Origin of the sequence: Streptomyces sp. IMTB 2501 (genome assembly GCF_001953885.1) — a bacterium.
Lineage (GTDB): Bacteria > Actinomycetota > Actinomycetes > Streptomycetales > Streptomycetaceae > Streptomyces.
On the sequence record NZ_MQUS01000011.1, the window covers coordinates 89,887 to 111,779 of the forward strand.

The window sequence follows — 21,893 nt, forward strand, 5'->3', positions numbered from 1 at the left end:
GAGCGCCCGCTTTCTGGGTTCCCAGGGCTGCACGTCCGCGCTACTTGTCGTCCGGCGTCCGCGGCGGGCTGACCGTCGTGCGCGGCAGGCGCCGCTGGGAGGAGGTGCGCACGATCAGCTCCGTCGGTATCACCTGCTCGACCGGCTGGTCCGACTCCACGCCCTCGATGGCGTCGATGAGCAGTTGGACCACCGCGGTGCCGATGCGGCGCGGTTTCAGGGAGAGCGTGGTGATGGGCGGCTCGGTGCTGGCGTACACCATGGACTCGCTGCAGCACACGAGCAGCAGGTCGTCGGGGACGCGCAGCCCGTAGCGCCGGGCGGCGGCCAGCAGGTCGGTGCCGTTGGGGTCGAACAGGCCGTAGACCGCGTCGGGCCGGTCGGGTCGGGCGAGCAGCCGGTCGGCGGCGACGGCGCCCGCGCACGGGTCGTGCGCCGGGTATGCCTCGTAGACCGGATCCTGGCCGACCCGCTCGCACCAGTGCAGATAGGCGGTGGTGGACAGGTGGGTGTACGTGTCCGTCGTCGTGCCGGTGAGCAGGCCGATTCGGCGGGCGCCGGCGTCGGCGAGGTGGTCGAGGATGCCGAGGACGGCAGCCTCGTGGTCGTTGTCGACCCAGGCTGTGACCGGCAGCGAGCCGGCCGGGCGCCCGTCGGAGACGACCGGCAGTCCCTGCCGGACCAGCTCGCTGACCACCGGATCCTGGTCGGAGGGGTCGATGACGACCGTGCCGTCCAGGGCGACGTTGGACCACACGTCGTGGCGGGAGGTCGCGGGCAGGATGACGAGGGCGTAGCCGCGGGCGAGCGCGGCCGAGGTGGCGGCCCGGGCCATCTCGGCGAAGTACGCGAACTCTGTGAAGGTGAAAGGTTCATCCCCGTACGTCGTCACCGTCAGGCCGATCAGGCCCGACTTGCCGGTACGGAGGGTGCGGGCGGCGGCCGAGGGGCGGTACCCGAGCCGGTCGGCGACCTCGCGGACGTGGCGCCGGGTGGCATCCGGGAGCCGGCCCTTGCCGTTGAGGGCGTCGGAGACGGTTGTGATGGAGACCCCGGCGGCGGCGGCCACGTCTCTGATGCCCGCCCGGCCCGGCCGACTGCCTCGACGTGAGGTTTCCGCGCGGCTCACCTGGTGCTTCCCTGCTGCTGTCATGGCGAGCCGATAGTAGGGCTCATGCGGTGGGGTAGTGCGGACGCATATGCACGCGTTGACAGGCACGTTTCTGCATGGTCAGTTGCGGATAACTGCCTTAGAAAGAAAGGGAGTTGACCCATTCATCGCTAGGACGTGACTTGTCAACGCGTATGAGCCTGCCAAGTGTCCGATGTTTCGAAGAGGTCTCAACTCACCTGCACGAGGGATGCGCGCCACGGCGCGAGCCACCGGCGCATAGATATATGTAAGGCGCGCCCCTTGATACGTACGCCTTCGTACGGCGATGCCCGCGATGGCGCCGAGTCGGGCGTGGCTCGCGTATTGCAGGCCCTCCACCTGTACGCACCGGGGCCGAATCCTCATAAGGTGTGGAGTATTGGAAGCCGGCGGCGTCGACGGTCCGCCGGGGGTCGCGAGGAGGACTGCGGTGAGCGAGACGAGCCCCAAGCTGCGCGCTGAGCTGGAGGGTATCCCCACCTACAAGCCGGGCAAGCCTGCCGCGGCCGAAGGGCCGGTCGCCTACAAACTGTCCTCCAACGAAAACCCGTATCCGCCGCTGCCCGGTGTGATGGAGAGCGTGACCGCGGCCGCCTCCAACTTCAACCGCTACCCGGACATGGCCTGCACGGGGCTCATGAACGAACTGTCGGAACGCTTCGGCGTCCCGCTCTCCCACCTCGCCACCGGCACCGGCTCGGTGGGTGTCGCCCAGCAGCTCGTCCAGGCCACCAGCGGTCCTGGTGACGAGGTGATCTACGCCTGGCGTTCCTTCGAGGCGTACCCGATCATCACGCAGATCAACGGTGCCCGGTCGGTGCAGGTGCCGCTCACGCCCGGCGATGTGCACGACCTGGACGCGATGGCGGACGCGATCACCGACCGGACGCGTCTGATCTTCGTCTGCAACCCCAACAACCCGACCGGCACGGTGGTGCGGCGGGCCGAGCTGGAGCGGTTCATCGACCGGGTGCCCCGCGATGTCCTGGTCGTGCTGGACGAGGCCTACCGCGAGTTCATCCGCGATCCCGAGGTGCCCGACGGCGTCGAGCTGTATCGGAACCGGCCCAACGTCTGTGTCCTGCGTACCTTCTCCAAGGCCTATGGGCTCGCGGGGCTGCGGGTCGGTTTCGCGATCGCCCATGAGCCGGTCGCGGCCGCGCTGCGCAAGACGGCGGTGCCCTTCGGCGTCAGCCAGCTCGCGCAGGAAGCGGCGATCGCCTCGCTGCGGGCCGAGGACGAGTTGCTCGGCCGGGTCGGTTCGCTGGTGTGCGAGCGCACGCGCGTGGTCGACGCGCTGCGCGCCCAGGGCTGGAAGGTGCCGGAGACACAGGCGAACTTCGTCTGGCTGCGGCTGGGGGAGCGTACGGTCGCTTTCGCTCAGACCTGCGAGCAGCACGGTGTGGTGGTCCGGCCGTTCCCGGGCGAGGGTGTGCGGGTGACGGTCGGCGAGACCGAGGCGAACGACATCTTCCTGAAGGTGACGGAGGCGTTCCGCAAGGAGCTCTAGCTCAGCGGCGGTTTTACTCGCCGATCAGTTCCACGCGGACGGGGTCGCCGTCGCGGACGGTCGCCAGCATCCGGGCGTCTCCGTCGAGGCGCCCCAGTATGTTGCACGGGCTCGCGAGGCGGCATTCGTCGCCTCGCGAGATCGGCGTGCGGCCGTAGGGGAGGGCGAGCGCGTCACCGTCCGTCCAGAAGGCCACCGTGCCCGGTTCCACGACCTGACGGGCGTCCGTTTCACGTGAAACGGAGACACCTGTGTCGAAATAGACCTCCTCGCCCCATGTGCAGGCGGTGGAGGTGAGCGGCAGTGCCTTGGCGAGGGCCTGGCATGTCGGTGTGTCTGCGTCGAAGGTCGCGGTGATGTTTCCCGCGGGCCAGGAGATACGTATCTGCATGCCGCGCAATTCAACAAGATGTTGAAGTCGCTGCCAAGGTCTTGACGGGGAGGCGAAGGGGGGACCCCCCGTTGGTTGCCGAAAATCAGTACGTCATAATGGCTTGTGAATGTGAACGCGTTCACAAGCGTGTCCCGATTGCCCTGTATGAGCGATACAAACAGGGCAAACCGCCGCTGTACCACGCCGTAGTAAGGAGAGTGACGACGTGGACCTGGCTCTGGCGCCGGAGACACTGGCGCGCTGGCAGTTCGGCATCACCACCGTCTACCACTTCCTGTTCGTCCCGCTGACCATCTCCCTGGCCGCCCTCACGGCCGGGCTGCAGACGGCCTGGGTGCGCACGGAGAAGGAGAAGTACCTCAGGGCGACAAAGTTCTGGGGCAAGCTCTTCCTGATCAACATCGCCATGGGTGTGGTCACGGGCATCGTCCAGGAGTTCCAGTTCGGCATGAACTGGTCCGACTACTCGCGGTTCGTCGGTGACATCTTCGGTGCCCCGCTTGCCTTCGAGGCGCTGATCGCGTTCTTCTTCGAGTCCACCTTCATCGGCCTGTGGATCTTCGGCTGGGACAAGCTGCCCAAGAAGATCCATCTGGCCTGCATCTGGATGGTCTCGATCGGCACGATTCTGTCGGCGTACTTCATCCTCGCGGCCAACTCCTGGATGCAACACCCGGTCGGATACAAGATCGACAAGGTGAAGGGCCGGGCCGAGCTGACCGACTTCTGGGCCGTGCTGACCCAGAACACGGCACTCAGCCAGGCCTTCCACACCCTGTCCGCGGCGTTCCTGACCGGCGGCGCCTTCATGGTGGGCATCGCCGCCTACCATCTGGCCCGCAAGAAGCACATCGGTGAGATGAAGACGTCGCTGCGGCTCGGCCTGGTCACCGTGGTCATCGCCGGTCTGCTCACCGCGATCAGTGGTGACACCCTCGGCAAGGTCATGTTCAAGCAGCAGCCCATGAAGATGGCGGCCGCGGAGGCGCTGTGGGACGGGCAGAAGCCGGCACCTTTCTCGATCTTCGCCTACGGCGATGTGGAGAAGGGCCACAACTCCGTGGCCATCGAGATACCCGGTCTGCTGTCCTTCCTCGCCAACGACGACTTCACCTCGTACGTTCCCGGCATCAACGACGTCAACAAGGCCGAGCAGCAGAAGTTCGGCCCGGGTGACTACCGTCCCAGCATCCCGGTCGCCTTCTGGGGCTTCCGCTGGATGATCGGCTTCGGTATGTCCTCCTTCGCCATCGGCCTGGCCGGCCTGTGGCTGACCCGGAAGAAGTTCATGCTGCCGAAGCATCTGCGGGTCGGCGAGGACGAGGTACCGCATCTGGTGCTGTTCAAGAACAAGGCGCTCAGCCCGAAGCTCACGCCCTGGTACTGGCGCATCGCGACCTGGACCCTGGCCTTCCCGCTGATCGCCAACTCCTGGGGCTGGATCTTCACCGAGATGGGCCGCCAGCCGTGGGTCGTCTACGGCGTCCTGCAGACCCGGCACGCGGTCTCCCCCGGTGTCTCCCAGGGCGAGGTCCTCACCTCGATGATCGTCTTCACCTCGCTGTACGCGATCCTCGCCGTGGTCGAGGTCAAGCTGCTCGCGAAGTACGTCAAGGCCGGCCCGCCCGAGCTGACCGAGGCCGACCTCAATCCGCCCACGAAGATCGGCGGCGACACCCGTGACGCCGACAAGCCGATGGCCTTCTCGTACTAGGCCGGGGGAACAGTCATGGAACTTCACGACGTCTGGTTCGTCCTGATCGCCGTCCTGTGGACGGGCTACTTCTTCCTGGAGGGCTTCGACTTCGGAGTCGGCATCCTCACCAAGCTGCTGGCCCGCGGCCGGCCGGAGCGACGGGTGCTGATCAACACCATCGGGCCCGTCTGGGACGGCAACGAGGTCTGGCTGCTCACGGCCGGCGGCGCGACTTTCGCCGCGTTCCCGGAGTGGTACGCCACCCTATTCTCCGGCTTCTATCTGCCGCTGCTGGTCATCCTGGTCTGTCTGATCGTCCGAGGCGTCGCCTTCGAGTACCGGGCGAAGCGACCCGAGGAGAACTGGCAGCGCAACTGGGAGGCGGCGATCTTCTGGACCTCGCTGATCCCGGCGTTCCTGTGGGGCGTGGTCTTCGCGAACATCGTGGCGGGCGTCAAGATCGACCAGCACTTCGAGTACGTCGGCAGCCTCGGGGACCTGTTCAACCCCTACGCCCTGCTCGGCGGTCTGGTGACGCTCACGCTGTTCACCTTCCACGGAGCGGTCTTCACCGCGCTCAAGACCGTGGGCGACATCCGGGTGCGGGCACGGAAGCTGGCCCTGCGGGTCGGTCTCGTCACGGCTGTCGTGGCGCTCGGATTCCTGCTGTGGACGCAGGCCCACAACGGTAATGGCAAGAGCCTGGTGGTCCTGCTCGTGGCGGTCGTCGCCCTGGTGGCCGCTCTGGTGGCCAATCAACTCGGGCGTGAGGGTTGGGCGTTCGCCCTGTCGGGCGTCACCATCGTGGCCTCTGTGGCGATGCTCTTCCTGTCGCTCTTCCCGAACGTCATGCCATCCACGCTCAACGGGGACTGGAGCCTGACAGTCACCAACGCCTCGTCGAGCCCGTACACCCTGAAGATCATGACGTGGCTGGCTGCCATAGCCACGCCCCTGGTGGTGCTTTATCAGGGCTGGACCTACTGGGTGTTCCGCAAGCGGATCGGCACGCAGCACATCGCTCCCGACGCTGCGGCTGGCACCGCACACTGAGTCCGTCGAGGGTGTGTTTCACGTGAAACACACCCTCTGGACCGAAGGGCACGTTTCACGTGAAACCAATCGATCCACGCCTGCTGAAGTACGCCCGCGCCATCCGTCTCTTCCTCGTAGCGGTCGTCGGCCTCGGCGCCGTCGGTGCGGGGCTGGTCATCGCCCAGGCGATGCTCATCGCCGAGGTTGTCGTCGGCGCGTTCCAGCATGGGCAGTCCGTTGCTGAACTGCGCACTCCCCTGCTGCTTTTGGTGGCCGTTGCCGTAGGTCGATCGGTCGTCGCATGGCTCACCGAGCTCGCCGCCCACCGGGCGAGCGCGGCGGTGAAGTCCGAACTGCGGGGACGGCTTCTCGATCGGGCGGCGGCGCTGGGTCCTGGGTGGCTGGCCGGGCAGCGCACCGGTTCGCTGGTCACTCTGGCCACGCGCGGGGTCGATGCTCTCGACGACTACTTCTCCCGCTATCTGCCTCAGTTGGGGCTCGCGGTGGTCGTGCCGGTGGCCGTCCTGGCGCGGATCGTCACCGAGGACTGGGTGTCGGCGGCGATCATCGTCGGCACCCTGCCCCTCATCCCGCTCTTCATGATGCTGATCGGCTGGGCCACCCAGTCCCGGATGGACCGTCAGTGGCGGCTGCTGTCCCGGCTGTCCGGGCATTTCCTGGATGTGGTCGCGGGACTGCCCACGCTGAAGGTCTTCGGCCGGGCCAAGGCGCAGGCCGAGTCCATCCGCCGGATCACCGGAGAGTACCGGCAGGCCACCCTGCGGACCCTGCGGATCGCCTTTCTCTCCTCCTTCGCGCTGGAGTTGCTCGCCACGCTGTCGGTCGCCCTGGTCGCGGTGACGATCGGGATGCGGCTCGTGCACGGCGACATGGATCTGTACATCGGTCTGATGATCCTGGTGCTGGCGCCCGAGGCGTATCTGCCGTTGCGTCAGGTCGGTGCGCAGTACCATGCGGCGGCCGAGGGGCTTGCCGCCGCGGAGGAGATCTTCGCCGTGCTGCAGACGCCGGTTCCGGCGTCCGGTTCCGGTGCCGTGCCCGCGGGTGCGGTGGCCTTCGACGGGGTCACCGTCCGCTATCCCGGCCGGTCCACGGCTGCCGTCACGGAGGCGTCGTTCACCATCGAGCCCGGTGAGACGGTCGCGCTGGTCGGGCCGAGCGGGGTGGGCAAGTCGACGCTGGTGAACGTGCTGCTCGGATTTGTCGCGCCCACCGAGGGGCGGGTGCGGATCGGGGGAGCGGATCTCGCCGGCCTCGACGCGGAGGAGTGGCGGTCGCGGATCGCGTGGGTGCCCCAGCAGCCGCATCTGTATGCCGGGACCATCGCGGAGAACGTGCGGTTGGCGCGGCCCGACGCGGACGATGTCGCCGTACGGCGGGCGCTGCGGGATGCCGGGGCGCTGGAGTTCGTGGATGCGCTGCCCGAGGGGGCCGAGACCGTGCTCGGGGAGGACGGGGCCGGGCTGTCGGCGGGGCAGCGGCAGCGGTTGGCTCTGGCACGGGCGTTTCTCGCGGACCGGCCTGTGCTGGTGCTGGATGAGCCGACGGCGGGGTTGGACGGGGCGACCGAGGCGGAGGTCGTGGCTGCGGTAGGGAGGCTCGCGGCGGGTCGTACGGTGCTGTTGGTGGTGCACCGGCCGGCGTTGCTGGAGGGTGCGGACCGGGTGGTGCGGCTGGAGAGCGCCGAGTCATTGGCCGACCGGGGCTACGGCGGGCCTGCCAGTGGGCTCCGCCCCCTGGACCCCCGCCCTCGCCCACTCGCCACCCGACCCGGTGGGATGGACGATGTATCCGCAGACCAGGACTTGGCAGAGCGGGACTTGGCTGAGGCCGGCTTCGATGGGCTGGAGAGTGGTCCGGTAGCGCGGCGCCAGGGTGGCGGTTCGGGGCGTCGTTTCGGGCGGTCCGCTCGCGTGCTTGGCCGGGTTCGGGGGCTCGCCGGGCCCCGGCGGGGGCGGCTGTTGCTGGCCATGTTGCTCGGCGGTCTGGCGCTTGGCAGTGCCGTGGGGCTGATGGCGACGTCCGGGTGGCTTATTTCGCGGGCCGCGCAGCAGCCTCCTGTGCTGTATCTGATGGTCGCCGTGACAGCCACGCGCGCCTTCGGGATCGGGCGGGCCGTGTTCCGGTACGCCGAGCGGCTGGTGTCGCATGACGCGGTGCTGCGGATGCTGGCAGACACCCGGGTCGCCGTGTACCGGCGGCTGGAGCGGCTCGCGCCCGCCGGGCTGCGGAGCGCCCGGCGTGGTGATCTGCTCACCCGGCTGGTCGCGGACGTGGACGAGCTCCAGGACTACTGGCTGCGCTGGCTGCTGCCCGCGTCGGTCGCCGTGGCCGTCTCCGTCGCCTCCGTCGGCTTCACGGCCTGGCTCCTGCCCGAGGCCGGTGCCGCCCTCGCGGCGGGCCTCGTGTCGGCCGGTGTCGGCGTCCCGCTCGTCACCGCGACCGTGGCCCGGCGGACCGAGCGACGGCTGGCCCCCGCCCGGGGTGCCCTCGCCACCCGGGTCACCGACCTGCTCACCGGCACCGCGGAGCTGACCGTCGCCGGTGCGCTGCCCGCCCGTACGGACGCGGCCCGGCGAGCCGACGGCACCCTGACCCGGATCGCCTCGCGGGCCGCCGCCGTGACGGCGCTGGGCGACGGGCTCACGGCGCTGATCTCCGGGCTGACCGTCACGGCGACCGCACTGCTCGGCGCCCAGGCGGTGGCTGCGGGCCGGCTCGGTGGCGTGGCGATGGCCGTGGTCGTCCTCACTCCGCTGGCCGCCTTCGAGGCCGTACTGGGCATGCCGCTCGCGGTACGCCACCGGCAGCGGGTGCGGCGGAGCGCGGAGCGTGTCTACGAGGTGGTCGACGCTCCGGAGCCCGTGCGTGAGCCCGAGCGGCCCCGGCAGGCGCCCGCCTCGCCGTTCCCGGTGATGGTCAAGGGGCTGGCGGCCCGCTATGAGGGGCAGCAGAGGGAGGCGCTGGCCGGGTTCGAGCTCACGCTGCGCGAGGGGCGGCGGATTGCGGTGGTCGGGGCGTCCGGTTCCGGCAAGACGACCCTCGCCCAGGTCCTGCTGCGCTTCCTCGACCCGCAGGAGGGCGCCTACACGCTCGCCGGCGTGGACGCGTACGCGCTGGCCGGTGACGACGTACGGCGGCTCGTCGGGCTGTGTGCGCAGGACGCGCATCTCTTCGACAGCTCCGTGCGCGAGAACCTGTTGCTGGCGCGGAAGGACGCCACCGAGGCCGATCTGCGCCGGGCGCTGGAGCGGGCCCGTCTGCTGGACTGGGTGGACGGGCTGCCCGACGGCCTGGACACGCTCGTCGGCGAGCACGGAGCGCGGCTGTCGGGAGGGCAGCGGCAGCGGCTGGCGCTGGCCCGGGCGCTGCTGGCCGACTTCCCCGTCCTGGTCCTCGACGAGCCCGCCGAGCACCTGGACCTGCCGACGGCCGACGCGCTGACAGCCGATCTGCTGGCTGCCACGGAGGGTCGTACGACGCTGCTGATCACCCACCGGCTGGCCGGGCTGGAGGCGGTGGACGAGGTGATCGTGCTCGACGCCGGGCGAGCGGTGCAGCGGGGCACGTACGCTGAGCTTCTCGCGGTGGACGGGCCGTTGCGGGCGCTGGCGCTGCGGGAGGCGGAAGCGGAGTCGCTGGTGGGGGCGGCCTGACGGGTGCTCCGGCGTCAACCCGGTGTCACCCCGGTTCCCGGCTCCGGTTTCGATGACAAAAGGCACTAATTACGCTCGGGGCATGTGCGCTTCGCCCTCGCCCGACCCCGAGCCGGCTCTGCGGATGCCGCAGTTGCTGGAGGCGATGCGGTCCGTGGGCAGCGGGCTGGAACTGCACTCCACGCTGGACCGGATCTGTGAGACCGCCGCCGATCTGACCGGCGCCCGGTACGCGGCGATCGGGGTTGTCGCCGAGGAGGGTGGGGGCCTCTCCGACTTCGTCTACCAGGGGGTGGACGAGGCGAGCGCGCGCCGGATCGGCCGGCTGCCCGACGGGCACCGGGGGCTGCTCGGTGCGCTGATCAGGGAGCCGGAGCCGGTCCTGCTGGCCGATCTGAGCGAGGATCCGCGCTCGTGCGGCTTTCCCGGGCACCATCCGCCGATGCGCAGCTTCCTCGGGGTCCCGATCCGGGTGCAGGGCGAGATCTTCGGCAATCTCTATCTGACCGAGAAGCGCGATGGACGGCCCTTCGACGACGACGACCTCGCCATGGTCCAGGTGCTGGCCACCGAGGCCGGTATCGCGGTCGGCAACGCCCGGCTGTACGAGGCGGCCATGCAGCGGGAGCGCTGGATCGACGGGTCCGTGGCCGTGACCACGGCGCTGCTGTCCGGCGGGGACGCCGACGACGCCCTCCAGGTCGTGGCGGAGCAGGCACGCCGGCTGTCCGGAGCGGCGGCCGGGGTCGTGCTGCTGCCCGCGGAGGAGGGCGGCCTGGAGGTGGTGGCCGTGGCCTCGGACGAGCCGACGGGCATGCTGGGCGCGGTGATTCCGCCGGAGAGCCGGATCGTCGCCGAACTCCTGGACGGGCAGGCGGTGTTCGTCGCGGACGCGGCCACCGACTCGCGGATGCTGACGCAGTACGCGAGCGGCTACGGCCCGGCGATGATGGTGCCACTGCAGAGCGACGGCCGGGTGCTGGGCACGCTGGTCACGCCCCGGGCGCGCGGCGGACGGCCGTTCACGCGGGCCGAGCGCACACTGGCCGTGCAGTTCGCCTCGCAGGCGGCGCTGGCGCTGATGATGGCCGAGGCACAGCGGGACCGGGAGCGGCTGGCGGTGTTCGAGGACCGCGACCGGATCGCCCGGGATCTGCACGACCTCGTCATCCAGCGGCTGTTCGCCACGGGGCTGATGCTGGAGAGTGCACAGCGGCGGTCCGTGGTGCCGGAGGTGCGTGAGGGCGTCGGCAAGGCGGTGGACGAACTCGACGTCACCATCCAGGAGATCCGCACCGCGATCTTCGCGTTGCAGCAGAGCCCGGCTGAGGCGCCGTCGGGGTTGCGGACGCGGGTGCTGCGGGAGATCAACATGGCTGCCGTACCACTGGGGTTCAAGCCGTCGCACCGCTTTCTCGGCCCCGTCGACACCGTCGGCGACCTCACGGGCAAGAACCTGATCGCGGCGCTGCGGGAGGCGCTGTCCAACGCGTTCCGGCATGCCGACGCCTCCCGTATCGACGTCGTGGTCGATGCGACGGTCACCCTGGCCGGCGGGGGCCGCGGGGTACGGCTGACCGTCGCGGACGACGGCGTCGGCATCCCCGAGGGCGGCCGGCGCAGCGGGCTGCGGAACCTGAAGCGGCGAGCCGAGTCGCTCGGCGGGGACAGCCGGATCGGCCCTGGCATCGGGGAGAACGGCGGCGGGACGGCGGTGGTGTGGGAGGCGCCGTACTGAGGCGCCCTCAGGCGCTAGAAACGTCCCGCGAGCAGTTGCTCGATCACGACTGCGACGCCGTCTTCGTTGTTGGCGACCGTACGGCCCGACGCGGCGGCGATGACGTCCGGGTGGGCATTGCCCATCGCGTACGACTGGCCGGCCCAGGTGAGCATCTCGACGTCGTTGGGCATGTCGCCGAAGGCGACGACCTCCTCGTGCGAGATGCCGCGCTCGGCGCAGCACAGGGCGAGCGTGCTGGCCTTGGAGACGTCGGGGCCGCTCAGTTCCAGCAGGGCGCTGGGGCTGGAGCGGGTGACGTTGGCGCGGTCGCCGATCGCCAGCCGGGCGAGGGTGAGGAAGGCGTCCGGGTCGAGATCGGGGTGGTAGGCCAGGATCTTGAGCACGGGCTGGTCGGCGTCCGGGCCGTCGGGGGCGAGGAGCTGCTCGGCGGGCAGCAGATGGTCCGGTATCTCCAGGTGCAGCTTGGGATAGTCCGGCTCCTGGTGGAAGCCGTAGGTCTGCTCGACCGCGTACACCGTGCCGGGTGCCGCCTCGCGCAGCAGCCGTACGGCGTCCAGGGCGTTCGCGCGGGCCAGTTCGCGCACCTTCACGAAGCGGTGGGCGCCGGGGCCGCCGTGCAGGTCGACCACGGCGGCGCCGTTGCCGCAGATCGCCAGGCCGTGGCCGTGGACATGGTCGCTGACGACGTCCATCCAGCGGGCCGGGCGGCCGGTGACGAAAAAGACCTCGATGCCGGCCTCTTCCGCGGCGGCGAGTGCGTCGACCGTGCGCGGGGAGACCGACTTGTCGTCCCGCAGCAGTGTGCCGTCGAGGTCGGTGGCGATCAGCCGCGGCCGTAGGGCGGCGGACGGGGTCCCGGGCTGTCTGGTCGCTGAGGTCACCGGGCCATTCTGGCGCATATGCCAGCACGGCCGTGCGGGACTGCGCACAGATGAGACACAGATGACGCTCGGCCCCGCGGGATCCCCTCGGCCCCGGCGGCGACCCCCTCGGACCTGCGGGGATCCCTGCGGCCCTGCAGCAGTCCGGGGCCCCGCGGCGGTCCGGTCAGCCCAGCTGGGCCACGGCCTCCATGGCGATCTGCTCGAAGACCTTCTCGCCCGCGGCGAAGTCGGAGTCCGGGATGGGCCAGTGGATCACGATCTCGGTGAAGCCCAGCTCCTGGTGCCGGCCGGCGAAGTCCACGAAGGCGTCCAGGGACTGAAGCGGGCGCGCGCGGTCCGGGGTGAAGCCCGTGAGCAGGATCTTCTCCAGGCCGGCCAGGTCCCGCCCGGCGTCCGCGCAGGCCTCGGACAGCTTGGCGAACTGGCCGCGCAGGGCCTCTACGGACTGCTCGGGGGTGCCGGACTCGTACAGCTTCGGATCGCCCGTGGTCACCCAGGCCTGGCCGTACCGCGCCGCGAGCTTGAGGCCGCGCGGGCCGGTGGCCGCCACGGCGAACGGCAGCCGGGGCCGCTGGACGCAGCCGGGGATGTTGCGCGCCTCGTGGGCCGAGTAGAAGCGGCCCTCGTACGACACCGCGTCCTCGGTGAGCAGCCGGTCCAGCAGTGGCACGAACTCGGCGAGCCGGTCGGCGCGCTCGCGTGGGCTCCACGGCTCCTGGCCCAGCGCGGTGGCGTCGAAGCCGATGCCGCCGGCGCCGATGCCCAGGGTGATCCGGCCGCCGGAGACGTCGTCCAGGGAGATCAGCTCCTTGGCGAGGGTCACCGGGTGCCGGAAGTTCGGCGAGGTCACCAGCGTGCCGAGGCGCAGCCGCTCGGTGACGCCGGCGGCGGCCGTCAGTGTCGGGACCGCGCCGAACCACGGGCCGTCACGGAAGCTGCGCCAGGACAGGTGGTCGTACGTGTACGCCGCGTGGAAGCCGAGCTGTTCGGCCCGCACCCAGGCCGAACGGCCGCCTTCGCCCCAGCGGCGGTAGGGCAGGATCACGGTGCTCAGACGCAGACTCATGCGTTCGAGGGTAAGCGGCCCGACTGACAACGGACCGAACGGTCACCGAACGCGGCTGCTCAGCCACGGGCTGAGCAGGATCATCGGGACGTACTCCTTGTACGTGCGGTCGCCGGGCAGCGGGACGACCAGGCGGTAGCCCGGCGGAAAGCGGTGCGCCTTGACGTGTGCGAGATCGCCGAAGACGGAGCGGAGGAAGGCGGGCACGTCGTCGCGCGGGACGTCGTGGCATTCGATGCCCTCGACGGTGATCAGCGCGTCGTCGTCCGGGTAGAGCCGCACGCTCACCCGGGGCACGCCGCCGAATTCGGCGTATGCCTCGTGCGGCAGGGAGCCGTCCGGGTCCGCGGTCACGCCGATGCCCGCGGCAGTGCGGCGGGAGGTCTGGTCGGCGCCGATGTCGTGGGTCACCTCGATCTCGCGCCCGTACTGGGCGGCGAGGGCGCGCAGCGCGGTGACGGCGGCTTCGGTCGTCGGCAGATGCTCGTTCGAGTGATCCATGGCACCGATCATGACCGCGGTGCGCCGCGCGGTGTCACCGGGGGCCGGGAAACCGCAGGTAGCGCGGTGGTACGGCCTGGGTCAGCCAGACTCCGTTGGCACTGACGCGGAAGACGTGGCCGTCGCGGTGCATGGCGCCGGCATCGACGGCGAGCACCACGGGGCGGCCGCGGCGGGCGCCGACCCGGGTGGCGGTCTCACGGTCGGCGGAGAGGTGCACGTCATGCCGGTTCATGGGCCGGAGGCCGTCCACGCGGATCGCGTCCAGGTTCCGGGCGACGGTGCCGTGGTAGAGGTACGGCGGCGGGGTCGCCGGGGGCAGGCCGAGGTCGATCTCGATGCTGTGGCCCTGGCTGGCGCGGATCCGGCTCCCCTCGATCGCGAAGCGCTGCTTGTCGTTGGTGGCCACCACGTGGTCCAGTTCCTCGCGTGTGAACCGGAAGCCGTGGGAGGCGGCCGCGGAGATCAGCGTGTCGATCTCCACCCAGCCGGCCGGGTCCAGGGTGAGCCCGATGCGCTCGGGTTGGTGACGCAGGTGTTTGGAGAGGTACTTCGACACCTTCACGGTGCGTCTTTCGTCGATGTGTCGCGCGTCGTGTCGTTCGTCGTGTCTTGCATTCATGTGTCCAGCCTGCGGGAGAGGCACGGATCACGCAGGTTTTTTTGTTCGTAGGTTTGATCCACAACCAAGTGAGGTTATCCACAGGGGAATTGGCGAATCTGTGGACAAGTGGCGTACCTATTGGGGTGATTAGCGAACTTCCTCACTCTGTACGGTGCCTGAGGCGAGATGGTCCAAGGCGCGTGCCCGCAGCTCGCGTTCGGCTGCCAGTGCTATGAACTCGGAGACGTGTTCCCGGCCAACCAGCCTTTCCACAGCGGCGACCGTGCCGGCGGGAAGCGCGACGCAGCGGTCGTCGGACCGCTCCTCGGTGGGTTGCTCCGCACCCAGGTGTGTGCGCAGATGCCGGGTGGCCAACGAGCGCATGGCCCGCGCCAGTTCGGCGTCCATCGTCTGCCGGGCCAGCGGGCGCAGCCGCCGCACCAGTGACGCGGCTTCCGCGGCGTGTGCGTCCGTACGGTGCTCGGGGTCGTCCAGATAGCGTGCGAAGACGTACTCGGTGGTGAACTCCAGGAAACGGGCCGCGATGTGCTCGACCTGACCCCTCAACTCCCGCAGATGGCCGGAGATCGCGGACAGCGGGACTCCGGCCGCGTGCAACTCGACGGCCACGGAGAGTTCTTGGGGACTCGGTACGAGGAACGTGTCGGGGTCGTCGTCGATCCGTTCCAGCACGCCGAGTTCGACCGCCTCGCTCACGGCGTCGTCGTCGGGGGTGCCGCCGAAGCGCGCGTTCAGTTCGGTGCGGGTGACGCGGTCGGGGCGTTCGTCCGTCCACGGTCCGTCCACCTCGGTGACCAGGCCGAGGACTCCGCCCAGACCACGCCCGGTGTCCCAGGCGTCCAGCAACTCCTTGATCGAGGCCAGGGTGTAACCGCGGTCGAGGAGGTGGGCGATCTGGTGGAGGCGGGTGATGTGGGTCTCGGAGTAGAGGTTCGCGCGGCCTCGGCGTTCGGGGCGGGGGAGGAGGCCGCGGTCCTGGTAGGCGCGGATGGTTCTTACGGTGGTGCGGGTTTGGTGGGCCAGGTCTTCTATGCGGTACGTGTTCTCGGCCGGGGGATCTGGCATGTGCGGCTCCTTGGCTGGTGAGCTGGAGCTGGAGCTGGAGCTGTGGCGGGGGTGGGGTGCCGCCTGGGGGTCCCCAGGGCCCTTGAGGTATTGGGGGGAGGCACGACTGCCCGCAGCGGCGGCGGCACTGTCAAGTCGACGGAGCCGCACCGAGGTTCACAACTTCGGTTCCACTCGCGCCAGCCTGCGCAGTGCCCCCGGCATGAACCGGGACAACGCATGGGCGCCCCTGGCCTCCGGGGTCACCGGGACGACCGCTCGGTTGCGGGTCACCGCGTCCAGGATTGCCTCGGCGACCTTCTCCGGTGGGTAGTTGCGCAGGCCGTACAGGCGGGCGGAGTTCTTCTGGCGGCGGCGTTCCTCGGCCTCGTCCACGCCGGCGAAGCGGGCCGTGGCCGTGATGTTCGTGTTGACGATTCCGGGGCATATCGCGCTCACCCCGATGCCCTGACCGGCGAGTTCGGCGCGCAGGCACTCGGAGAGCATCAGCACCGCCGCCTTGGAGGTGCTGTAGGCGGGCAGGGCGCGGGAGGGCTGGAAGGCGGCCGCCGAGGCGGTGTTGACGATGTGGCCGCCCTGGCCGCGCTCGGCCATCCGCGCGCCGAAGAGCCGGCAGCCGTGGATCACGCCCCAGAGGTTGACGTCCAGAACCCTGCGCCAGTCGTCGGTCGTCGTGGCGAAGAAGGAGCCCGACAGGCCGATGCCCGCGTTGTTGACCAGCACGTCCAGCACGCCGTACTCGCGGTGCACCTTCTCGGCCAGCTTCTCCATCGCCTGCTCGTCGGAGACGTCGGCCGTCTCCGCCCAGGCCTCGGGCGCGCCGATCAGCCGGGACAGTTCGGCGGTGCGGGCGGCGGCCTCGGTGTCGCGGTCGACGGCCACCACGCGCGCGCCCGCCTCCGCGAACGCGAACGCGGTGGCCCGGCCGATGCCGCTGCCCGCACCCGTGACCAGCACCAGCTGCCCGCAGAACCGGTCGGCGTGGCGGCCGCCGTCCACGGACATGACGAATTCCTCGATCCAGGAGGTGAGTTGATCGGGGCGGGTGCGCGGGACCCAGTGCTTGGCGGGGAGCGTACGGCGGGTCAGCTGGGGCACCCACTGCTCCAGGTCGTCGTAGAGACGCTCGGAGAGGAACGCGTCCCCCTGGGGCGTGATGAGCTGCACGGGCGCGTGCGCGTACGCGTCGGGGCGCGGCCTGGTCAGCCGGGCGCGGACGTTGTCCCGGTACAGCCAGGCGCCGTGCGCCGCGTCGGAGGGAAGGGAGGAGGTCGGGTAGTTCCCGGCGGGGACCTTCTCGACCCGCTGGAGGATCCCCGGCCAGCGTTTGCCGAGCGGCCCGCGCCAGGCCAGCTCCGGCAGGACGGGTGTGTGCAGCAGATACACGTACCAGGACTTGGCGCCCTGGCCGAGGAGCTGACCCACCCGGCGGGGCGTCGGACGCTTCACGCGTGCGTTGATCCAGTGTCCGAAGTGGTCCAGGGACGGCCCGGAGATGGAGGTGAAGGAGGCGATACGGCCCTCCGTGCGGCCCGCCGTCACGAATTCCCACGACTGCACCGAGCCCCAGTCATGGCCGACCAGGTGCACCGGGCGGTCCGGGCTCACCGCGTCCGCCACGGCCAGGAAGTCGTCCGTGAGCTTGGCGAGGGTGAAGCCGCCGCGCAGCGGCTGGGGGGCCGTCGAGCGGCCGTGGCCCCGGACGTCGTACAGGACGACGTGGAAACGGTCGGCGAGGCGGACGGCGACCTCCGACCAGACCTCCTTGCTGTCCGGGTAGCCGTGCACCATCATCACCGTCGGCGCTTCCGGATCGCCCAGCTCGGCCACGCACAGCTCGACCCCGCCGGCCGCCACCCGGCGCTCCCGCGCACCTTTCAGCGTCACTTCTCCTCCGCCCAGCGCCGCACGTGCGGCAGATCGTCGTCCAGCCAGAACGCGCTCTGTTCGGGGTCCTTCGAGTCGGTGACCACGAGGATCTCCTCGAACTTCGCGCCCGTACCCCGGAAACCGAGGTGCGGTTCGACCGCCCACAGGCCCGGCTGCGGCGGGTGGTCCGAGAAGCGGTACGGCGACCACAGCGGGGACCAGCCCTCGCGGTGGCCGTGCAGCGCGTCGGCGGCCAGGCCCTTCAGGGACTGCGTACCGAACCCGAACAGGTGCGGCGAGAAGCGGCGCTGCTTCACCCGGTCCACCTTGTGGGCGATCACGCCGAACGGGTACGCGCGATGCCGGTTGGCGTAGCCCTGGCGGACCATGAGCCGGTCCACGTCCTCGTAGATCTCGCGCAGCGGGCGCCGTTCGCGCACCTCGCGCAGGATCAGCTCGCGATGCGCCTCCAGGTCGGTCATCAGCCGGTCCTGCACCGGGTTGACCCCGAGCGAGCCCGAATAGCCGATGTCCGCCGTGTACCCCTCGTACACCGGCGCCATGTCCAGGATGAACGGCATGCCGGGCTCAAGGGCCCGGTCGGTCGGGAAGAACTGCAGGGGGATGCGGAAGTTCACGAACGCGGTGCGGTCGCCGAACCACGCGAAGGGCAGGTGGAACCAGTCCCGCACCCCGCGCTCGCGCAGATACTCCCGCTGCATCCGCGCCGCCCCGCGCTCCGTCACACCCGGCTCCAGCCGCGCCGCGACCGCCTCCGCGCATTCGTAGGCGAGGCGCTGTACCCGCCTGAAACCCCGCAGTTCCACGGGGAGTTCGCTGCTCACTGCCGTCGTCATGCCGCCCCGTCCCGTCGTGCCGCCGACTCGTCCGTCGACTGCGGTACGCGTCCGTAACTTGACACTGGTGAATGTGACAGTTGTTAGAGGTGGCGTCAATAGGAGGGGTGGCAGGCTGTGGAAAACCCGCGGTAACTCCTGGGCAGGGTGACCCCTAGGGTCCCGTAATACCTGGGTCTGACGCGAAGACGGCTCTCTGGTCTGACGACCGCCGTGGCCGGGATCACTACCGTCGTAGGCGTGACTGTGATCGCGACCGAAAGCCTGAGCAAGCGGTTCCCCCGGGTGACCGCTCTCGACCGGCTGTCCGTGGACATCGGGCCCGGTGTGACCGGACTCGTCGGAGCCAACGGCGCCGGCAAGTCCACCCTGATCAAGATCCTGCTGGGTCTCTCCCCCGCCACGGAGGGCCGCGCCGAGGTGCTCGGCCTCGACGTCGCCACCAAGGGCGGGGCCATCCGCGAGCGCGTCGGCTACATGCCGGAGCACGACTGCCTGCCCCCGGACGTCTCGGCCACCGAGTTCGTCGTCCACATGGCGCGCATGTCCGGCCTGCCGCCCACCGCCGCGCGCGAGCGCACGGCGGACACCCTGCGCCACGTCGGTCTGTACGAGGAGCGCTACCGCCCCATCGGCGGCTACTCGACCGGCATGAAGCAGCGCGTCAAGCTCGCCCAGGCGCTGGTGCACGACCCGCAGCTGGTGTTCCTGGACGAGCCGACCAACGGCCTCGACCCGGTCGGCCGCGACGAGATGCTCGGCCTGATCCGTCGCATCCACACCGAGTTCGGCATCTCGGTCCTGGTCACCTCCCATCTGCTGGGTGAGTTGGAGCGCACCTGCGACCACGTCGTCATCATCGACGGCGGCAAGCTCCTGCGCTCCAGCTCCACCACCGACTTCACGCAGACCACGACCACCCTCGCGATCGAGGTCACCGACAGCGACACCCACCCCGACGGAACCCGCGCGGTCCGCGACGAGTTCCACGCGCGCGGGGTGGAGACGCACGCCGAGGGCGCGGGCCTGCCCGGCGCAGGGCACATCCTGCTGCTCACCGCCCAGGGCGAGGAGACCTACGACCTGGTCCGGGACGTGGTCGCCGACCTCGGCCTCGGCCTGGTCCGCATGGAGCAGCGCCGGCACCACATCTCCGAGGTGTTCACCAGCGCAGCAGACGAGCACAGCAGCGACGAGCGCGGCAGTGACGAGCAGCGGAAGGAGGCCGTCGGCCATGGCGGTTGAGCAGCCCCTGACCACCCTCGCGGGCGACCAGACCCGCATCCACGACATCGGCTACCGCGGCTACGACGGCCCCCGCCTCGGCCGTGCCTACGCCCGCCGCTCGCTGTTCTCGCAGTCCCTGCGCGGCGCCTACGGCCTCGGCCGCTCGGCCAAGTCCAAGGTGCTGCCGATGCTGCTGTTCACGGTGATGTGCGTGCCCGCGGCCATCATGGTGGCCGTCGCGGTCGCCACCAAGGCGCACGAACTACCGGTGGCCTACACCCGCTACGCGATCATGATGCAGGCCGTGATCAGCCTGTACGTCGCCGCACAGGCACCCCAGGCCGTCTCCCGCGACCTGCGCTTCAAGACCGTGCCGCTGTATTTCTCGCGGCCCATCGAGACCGCCGACTACGTCCGCGCCAAGTTCGCGTCACTCGCCTCGGCGATCTTCATCCTGACCGCCGCTCCCCTGCTCGTGATGTACGTGGGCGCGCTGCTGTCCAAGCTGGGCTTCGCCCACCAGACGAAGGAATTCGCCGAGGGACTGGTCTCCGTGGCGCTGCTCTCCCTGCTCTTCGCCGGCATCGGCCTGGTCATCGCCGCCGTCACCCCGCGCCGCGGCTTCGGCATCGCCGCCGTGATCGCCGTGCTGATCATCTCCTATGGCGCGGTCAGCACCCTCCAGGCCATCGCCGACGTGCAGAACCACACCTCCGCCATCCCGTGGATCGGCCTGTTCTCACCCGTCACACTCATCGACGGCGTCCAGTCGGCCTTCCTGGGCGCGACCGCCCGCAACCCCGGAGCGATCAGCCCGTCGGCCGGACAGGGAGTGCTCTACGTCCTGGTCGTGCTCGCCCTGATCGCCGGCAGCTACGGCCTGCTGATGCGCCGCTACAAGAAGGTGGGACTGTGACCACGCTCAGCATCGACCACGTCTCCCGCTGGTTCGGCAATGTGGTCGCCGTCAACGACATCACCATGACCATCGGCCCCGGCGTCACCGGCCTGCTCGGTCCCAACGGCGCCGGAAAGTCCACCCTGATCAACATGATGGGCGGCTTCCTCGCCCCCTCCACCGGCACGGTCACCCTCGACGGACAGCCGGTGTGGCGCAACGAGCAGATCTACCGGCACATCGGCATCGTCCCCGAGCGCGAGGCGATGTACGACTTCCTCACCGGTCGCGAGTTCGTCGTCGCCAACGCCGAACTGCACGGCCTCGGCGCCAAGGCGGCGCAGAAGGCGCTGGCCACGGTCGAGATGGAGTACGCGCAGGACCGCAGGATCGCCACGTACTCCAAGGGCATGCGCCAGCGCGTGAAGATGGCGAGCGCGCTGGTCCACGACCCCTCGCTGCTCCTGCTGGACGAGCCGTTCAACGGCATGGACCCGCGTCAGCGCATGCAACTGATGGACCTGCTGCGGAAGATGGGCGACGAGGGCCGCACCGTGCTGTTCTCCTCGCACATCCTCGAAGAGGTCGAGCAGCTCGCCCGGCACATCGAGGTCGTGGTCGCCGGACGGCACGCCGCCAGCGGCGACTTCCGCAAGATCCGCCGGCTGATGACCGACCGCCCGCACCGCTATCTGGTCCGCTCCAGCGACGACCGCGCACTCGCGGCCGCGCTGATCGCCGACCCCTCGACGGCCGGCATCGAGGTCGACATGAGCGAGGGTGCGCTGCGCATCCAGGCCGTCGACTTCGGCCGCTTCACCGCCCTGCTGCCGAAGGTCGCCCGGGACCACGGCATCCGGCTCCTCACGGTCTCGCCGTCCGACGAGTCCCTGGAGTCCGTCTTCTCGTACCTGGTCGCGGCGTAGGAGGCCGAAGATGTACGACCCCACCGTCGCCCGGCTCACCTACCGGGCCCTGCTCGGCCGACGCCGGGCCCTCATCCTCGGCGCGCTGCCGCTGCTGCTGATCGTGCTCTCCGTGGCCGTGCGGGCCCTGACCGGAGCCGACGACCAGACCGCCTCCGACGTGCTCGGCGGCTTCGCGATCGCCACGATGGTGCCGATCATCGGCGTCATCGCGGGCACGGGCGCGATCGGCCCGGAGATCGACGACGGCTCCGTCGTCTATCTGCTGTCCAAGCCGCTGAAGCGGCCTACGATCATCTTCACCAAGCTGATCGTCGCCATCGCCGTGACCATGGTCTTCTCGGCAGTGCCGACCCTGATTGCCGGCCTGATCCTCAACGGCAACGGCCAGCAGATCGCCGTCGCCTACACGGTCGCCGCGCTGGTCTCCTCCATCGCCTACTCGGCGGTGTTCCTGCTGCTCGGCACGGTCTCCCGGCACGCGGTGGTCTTCGGGCTCGTCTACGCACTGGTCTGGGAGGCCCTGTTCGGCTCGCTGGTGCCCGGCGCGCGCACGCTCAGCGTTCAGCAGTGGTCGCTGGCCGTCGCCCACAAGATCGCCGGCGGAGACCTGGTGACCTCGGACGTGAGCCTGACGACGGCCACCGTGCTGCTGGTCGCGGTCACCGCGCTGGCCACCTGGTACGCCGGACAGAAGCTGCGGACGCTGAAGCTGGCGGGCGAGGAGTAGGCACCGGGTGGGGCCCCGTCGGGGCCCGGCGGCCTTGAC

Annotated in this window: 18 protein-coding genes; 9 read left to right on the forward strand and 9 right to left on the reverse strand. The window is 70.1% G+C overall.

Translation table 11 applies throughout. The features are described from left to right. Positions 1-40: 40 nt before the first annotated feature. A complete protein-coding gene (locus AV521_RS20340; protein ID WP_076089901.1) occupies positions 41-1,153 on the reverse strand; it encodes a LacI family DNA-binding transcriptional regulator in 1,113 nt (370 codons plus the stop codon). Positions 1,154-1,583: 430 nt separating this feature from the next. Here AV521_RS20340 and hisC point away from each other — a divergent pair, with 430 nt between their 5' ends. After that, on the forward strand, positions 1,584-2,663 hold the full coding sequence (hisC, locus tag AV521_RS20345) for a histidinol-phosphate transaminase (RefSeq protein ID WP_076089902.1): 1,080 nt from the start codon (positions 1,584-1,586) through the stop codon (positions 2,661-2,663). A gap of 13 nt (positions 2,664-2,676) precedes the next feature. On the opposite strand, the gene AV521_RS20350 is transcribed toward hisC, so the two are convergent. After that, a complete protein-coding gene (locus tag AV521_RS20350; RefSeq protein ID WP_076089903.1) occupies positions 2,677-3,054 on the reverse strand; it encodes a cyclophilin-like fold protein in 378 nt (125 codons plus the stop codon). Positions 3,055-3,262: 208 nt separating this feature from the next. Here AV521_RS20350 and AV521_RS20355 point away from each other — a divergent pair, with 208 nt between their 5' ends. The 4 genes from AV521_RS20355 to AV521_RS20370 all read left to right on the forward strand — a co-directional run bounded on the left by AV521_RS20355 (position 3,263) and on the right by AV521_RS20370 (position 11,203). Next, complete coding sequence (locus AV521_RS20355; RefSeq protein WP_076089904.1) at positions 3,263-4,771, forward strand: cytochrome ubiquinol oxidase subunit I; 1,509 nt, start codon at positions 3,263-3,265, stop codon at positions 4,769-4,771. 15 nt (positions 4,772-4,786) lie between these two features. Next, positions 4,787-5,806 carry a cytochrome d ubiquinol oxidase subunit II gene (gene cydB / locus AV521_RS20360; protein ID WP_076089905.1) on the forward strand — a complete coding sequence of 340 codons (1,020 nt, stop codon included), beginning with the start codon at positions 4,787-4,789 and terminating at the stop codon, positions 5,804-5,806. A gap of 59 nt (positions 5,807-5,865) precedes the next feature. Then, entirely contained in the window at positions 5,866-9,465 is a 3,600-nt protein-coding gene (gene cydD / locus AV521_RS20365; RefSeq protein ID WP_076089906.1) for a thiol reductant ABC exporter subunit CydD, read from the forward strand. Positions 9,466-9,547: 82 nt separating this feature from the next. Further along, positions 9,548-11,203: a GAF domain-containing protein gene (locus AV521_RS20370; protein ID WP_076089907.1), complete on the forward strand. Its 1,656-nt coding sequence runs from the start codon at positions 9,548-9,550 to the stop codon at positions 11,201-11,203. Positions 11,204-11,217: 14 nt separating this feature from the next. On the opposite strand, the gene AV521_RS20375 is transcribed toward AV521_RS20370, so the two are convergent. The 7 genes from AV521_RS20375 to AV521_RS20405 form a co-directional block, all read right to left on the reverse strand. After that, complete coding sequence (locus AV521_RS20375) at positions 11,218-12,105, reverse strand: Cof-type HAD-IIB family hydrolase (protein WP_179023248.1); 888 nt, start codon at positions 12,103-12,105, stop codon at positions 11,218-11,220. A gap of 148 nt (positions 12,106-12,253) precedes the next feature. Beyond that, positions 12,254-13,156 carry an LLM class flavin-dependent oxidoreductase gene (locus AV521_RS20380; protein ID WP_076089909.1) on the reverse strand — a complete coding sequence of 301 codons (903 nt, stop codon included), beginning with the start codon at positions 13,154-13,156 and terminating at the stop codon, positions 12,254-12,256. Between the two features lie 42 nt (positions 13,157-13,198). Further along, complete coding sequence (locus AV521_RS20385; protein ID WP_107480964.1) at positions 13,199-13,657, reverse strand: hypothetical protein; 459 nt, start codon at positions 13,655-13,657, stop codon at positions 13,199-13,201. Between the two features lie 34 nt (positions 13,658-13,691). Beyond that, positions 13,692-14,279 (reverse strand): RNA 2'-phosphotransferase, encoded by a 588-nt coding sequence (locus tag AV521_RS20390; RefSeq protein WP_076089911.1) that lies wholly within the window; start codon positions 14,277-14,279, stop codon positions 13,692-13,694. Between the two features lie 129 nt (positions 14,280-14,408). Beyond that, on the reverse strand, positions 14,409-15,347 hold the full coding sequence (locus AV521_RS20395; protein WP_076089912.1) for a MerR family transcriptional regulator: 939 nt from the start codon (positions 15,345-15,347) through the stop codon (positions 14,409-14,411). Positions 15,348-15,503: 156 nt separating this feature from the next. Beyond that, positions 15,504-17,234, reverse strand: coding sequence for an SDR family oxidoreductase (locus AV521_RS20400; protein ID WP_179023250.1), 1,731 nt, complete (start codon positions 17,232-17,234; stop codon positions 15,504-15,506). Next, positions 17,231-18,073: a M24 family metallopeptidase gene (locus AV521_RS20405; protein WP_076089913.1), complete on the reverse strand. Its 843-nt coding sequence runs from the start codon at positions 18,071-18,073 to the stop codon at positions 17,231-17,233. The genes AV521_RS20400 and AV521_RS20405 overlap by 4 nt, the downstream gene beginning before the upstream one ends. A gap of 246 nt (positions 18,074-18,319) precedes the next feature. Here AV521_RS20405 and AV521_RS20410 point away from each other — a divergent pair, with 246 nt between their 5' ends. The 4 genes from AV521_RS20410 to AV521_RS20425 are packed head-to-tail and all read left to right on the forward strand — an operon-like array spanning position 18,320 to position 21,854. Beyond that, positions 18,320-19,318 carry an ABC transporter ATP-binding protein gene (locus AV521_RS20410; protein ID WP_076090036.1) on the forward strand — a complete coding sequence of 333 codons (999 nt, stop codon included), beginning with the start codon at positions 18,320-18,322 and terminating at the stop codon, positions 19,316-19,318. Further along, on the forward strand, positions 19,308-20,216 hold the full coding sequence (locus tag AV521_RS20415) for an ABC transporter permease subunit (protein WP_076089914.1): 909 nt from the start codon (positions 19,308-19,310) through the stop codon (positions 20,214-20,216). Before AV521_RS20410 ends, AV521_RS20415 begins: the two co-directional genes overlap by 11 nt. Then, positions 20,213-21,124: an ABC transporter ATP-binding protein gene (locus tag AV521_RS20420; RefSeq protein ID WP_023548717.1), complete on the forward strand. Its 912-nt coding sequence runs from the start codon at positions 20,213-20,215 to the stop codon at positions 21,122-21,124. The genes AV521_RS20415 and AV521_RS20420 overlap by 4 nt, the downstream gene beginning before the upstream one ends. A 10-nt stretch (positions 21,125-21,134) precedes the next feature. Then, positions 21,135-21,854, forward strand: a complete 720-nt coding sequence (locus AV521_RS20425) for an ABC transporter permease (protein ID WP_076089915.1) — start codon at positions 21,135-21,137, stop codon at positions 21,852-21,854. The last annotated feature ends 39 nt before the right edge of the window (positions 21,855-21,893 follow it).

Excerpts from the sequence above, each read along its gene's own strand:
- AV521_RS20340 (WP_076089901.1), bottom strand. The coding sequence starts at position 1,153 with ATGACAGCAGCAGGGAAGCACCAGGTGAGCCGCGCGGAAACCTCACGT.
- AV521_RS20350 (WP_076089903.1), bottom strand. The coding sequence starts at position 3,054 with ATGCAGATACGTATCTCCTGGCCCGCGGGAAACATCACCGCGACCTTC.
- cydB (WP_076089905.1), top strand. The coding sequence starts at position 4,787 with ATGGAACTTCACGACGTCTGGTTCGTCCTGATCGCCGTCCTGTGGACG.
- AV521_RS20370 (WP_076089907.1), top strand. The coding sequence starts at position 9,548 with ATGTGCGCTTCGCCCTCGCCCGACCCCGAGCCGGCTCTGCGGATGCCG.
- AV521_RS20375 (WP_179023248.1), bottom strand. The coding sequence starts at position 12,105 with ATGCGCCAGAATGGCCCGGTGACCTCAGCGACCAGACAGCCCGGGACC.
- AV521_RS20380 (WP_076089909.1), bottom strand. The coding sequence starts at position 13,156 with ATGAGTCTGCGTCTGAGCACCGTGATCCTGCCCTACCGCCGCTGGGGC.
- AV521_RS20385 (WP_107480964.1), bottom strand. The coding sequence starts at position 13,657 with ATGGATCACTCGAACGAGCATCTGCCGACGACCGAAGCCGCCGTCACC.
- AV521_RS20390 (WP_076089911.1), bottom strand. The coding sequence starts at position 14,279 with ATGAATGCAAGACACGACGAACGACACGACGCGCGACACATCGACGAA.
- AV521_RS20395 (WP_076089912.1), bottom strand. The coding sequence starts at position 15,347 with ATGCCAGATCCCCCGGCCGAGAACACGTACCGCATAGAAGACCTGGCC.
- AV521_RS20405 (WP_076089913.1), bottom strand. The coding sequence starts at position 18,073 with ATGACGACGGCAGTGAGCAGCGAACTCCCCGTGGAACTGCGGGGTTTC.
- AV521_RS20415 (WP_076089914.1), top strand. The coding sequence starts at position 19,308 with ATGGCGGTTGAGCAGCCCCTGACCACCCTCGCGGGCGACCAGACCCGC.
- AV521_RS20425 (WP_076089915.1), top strand. The coding sequence starts at position 21,135 with ATGTACGACCCCACCGTCGCCCGGCTCACCTACCGGGCCCTGCTCGGC.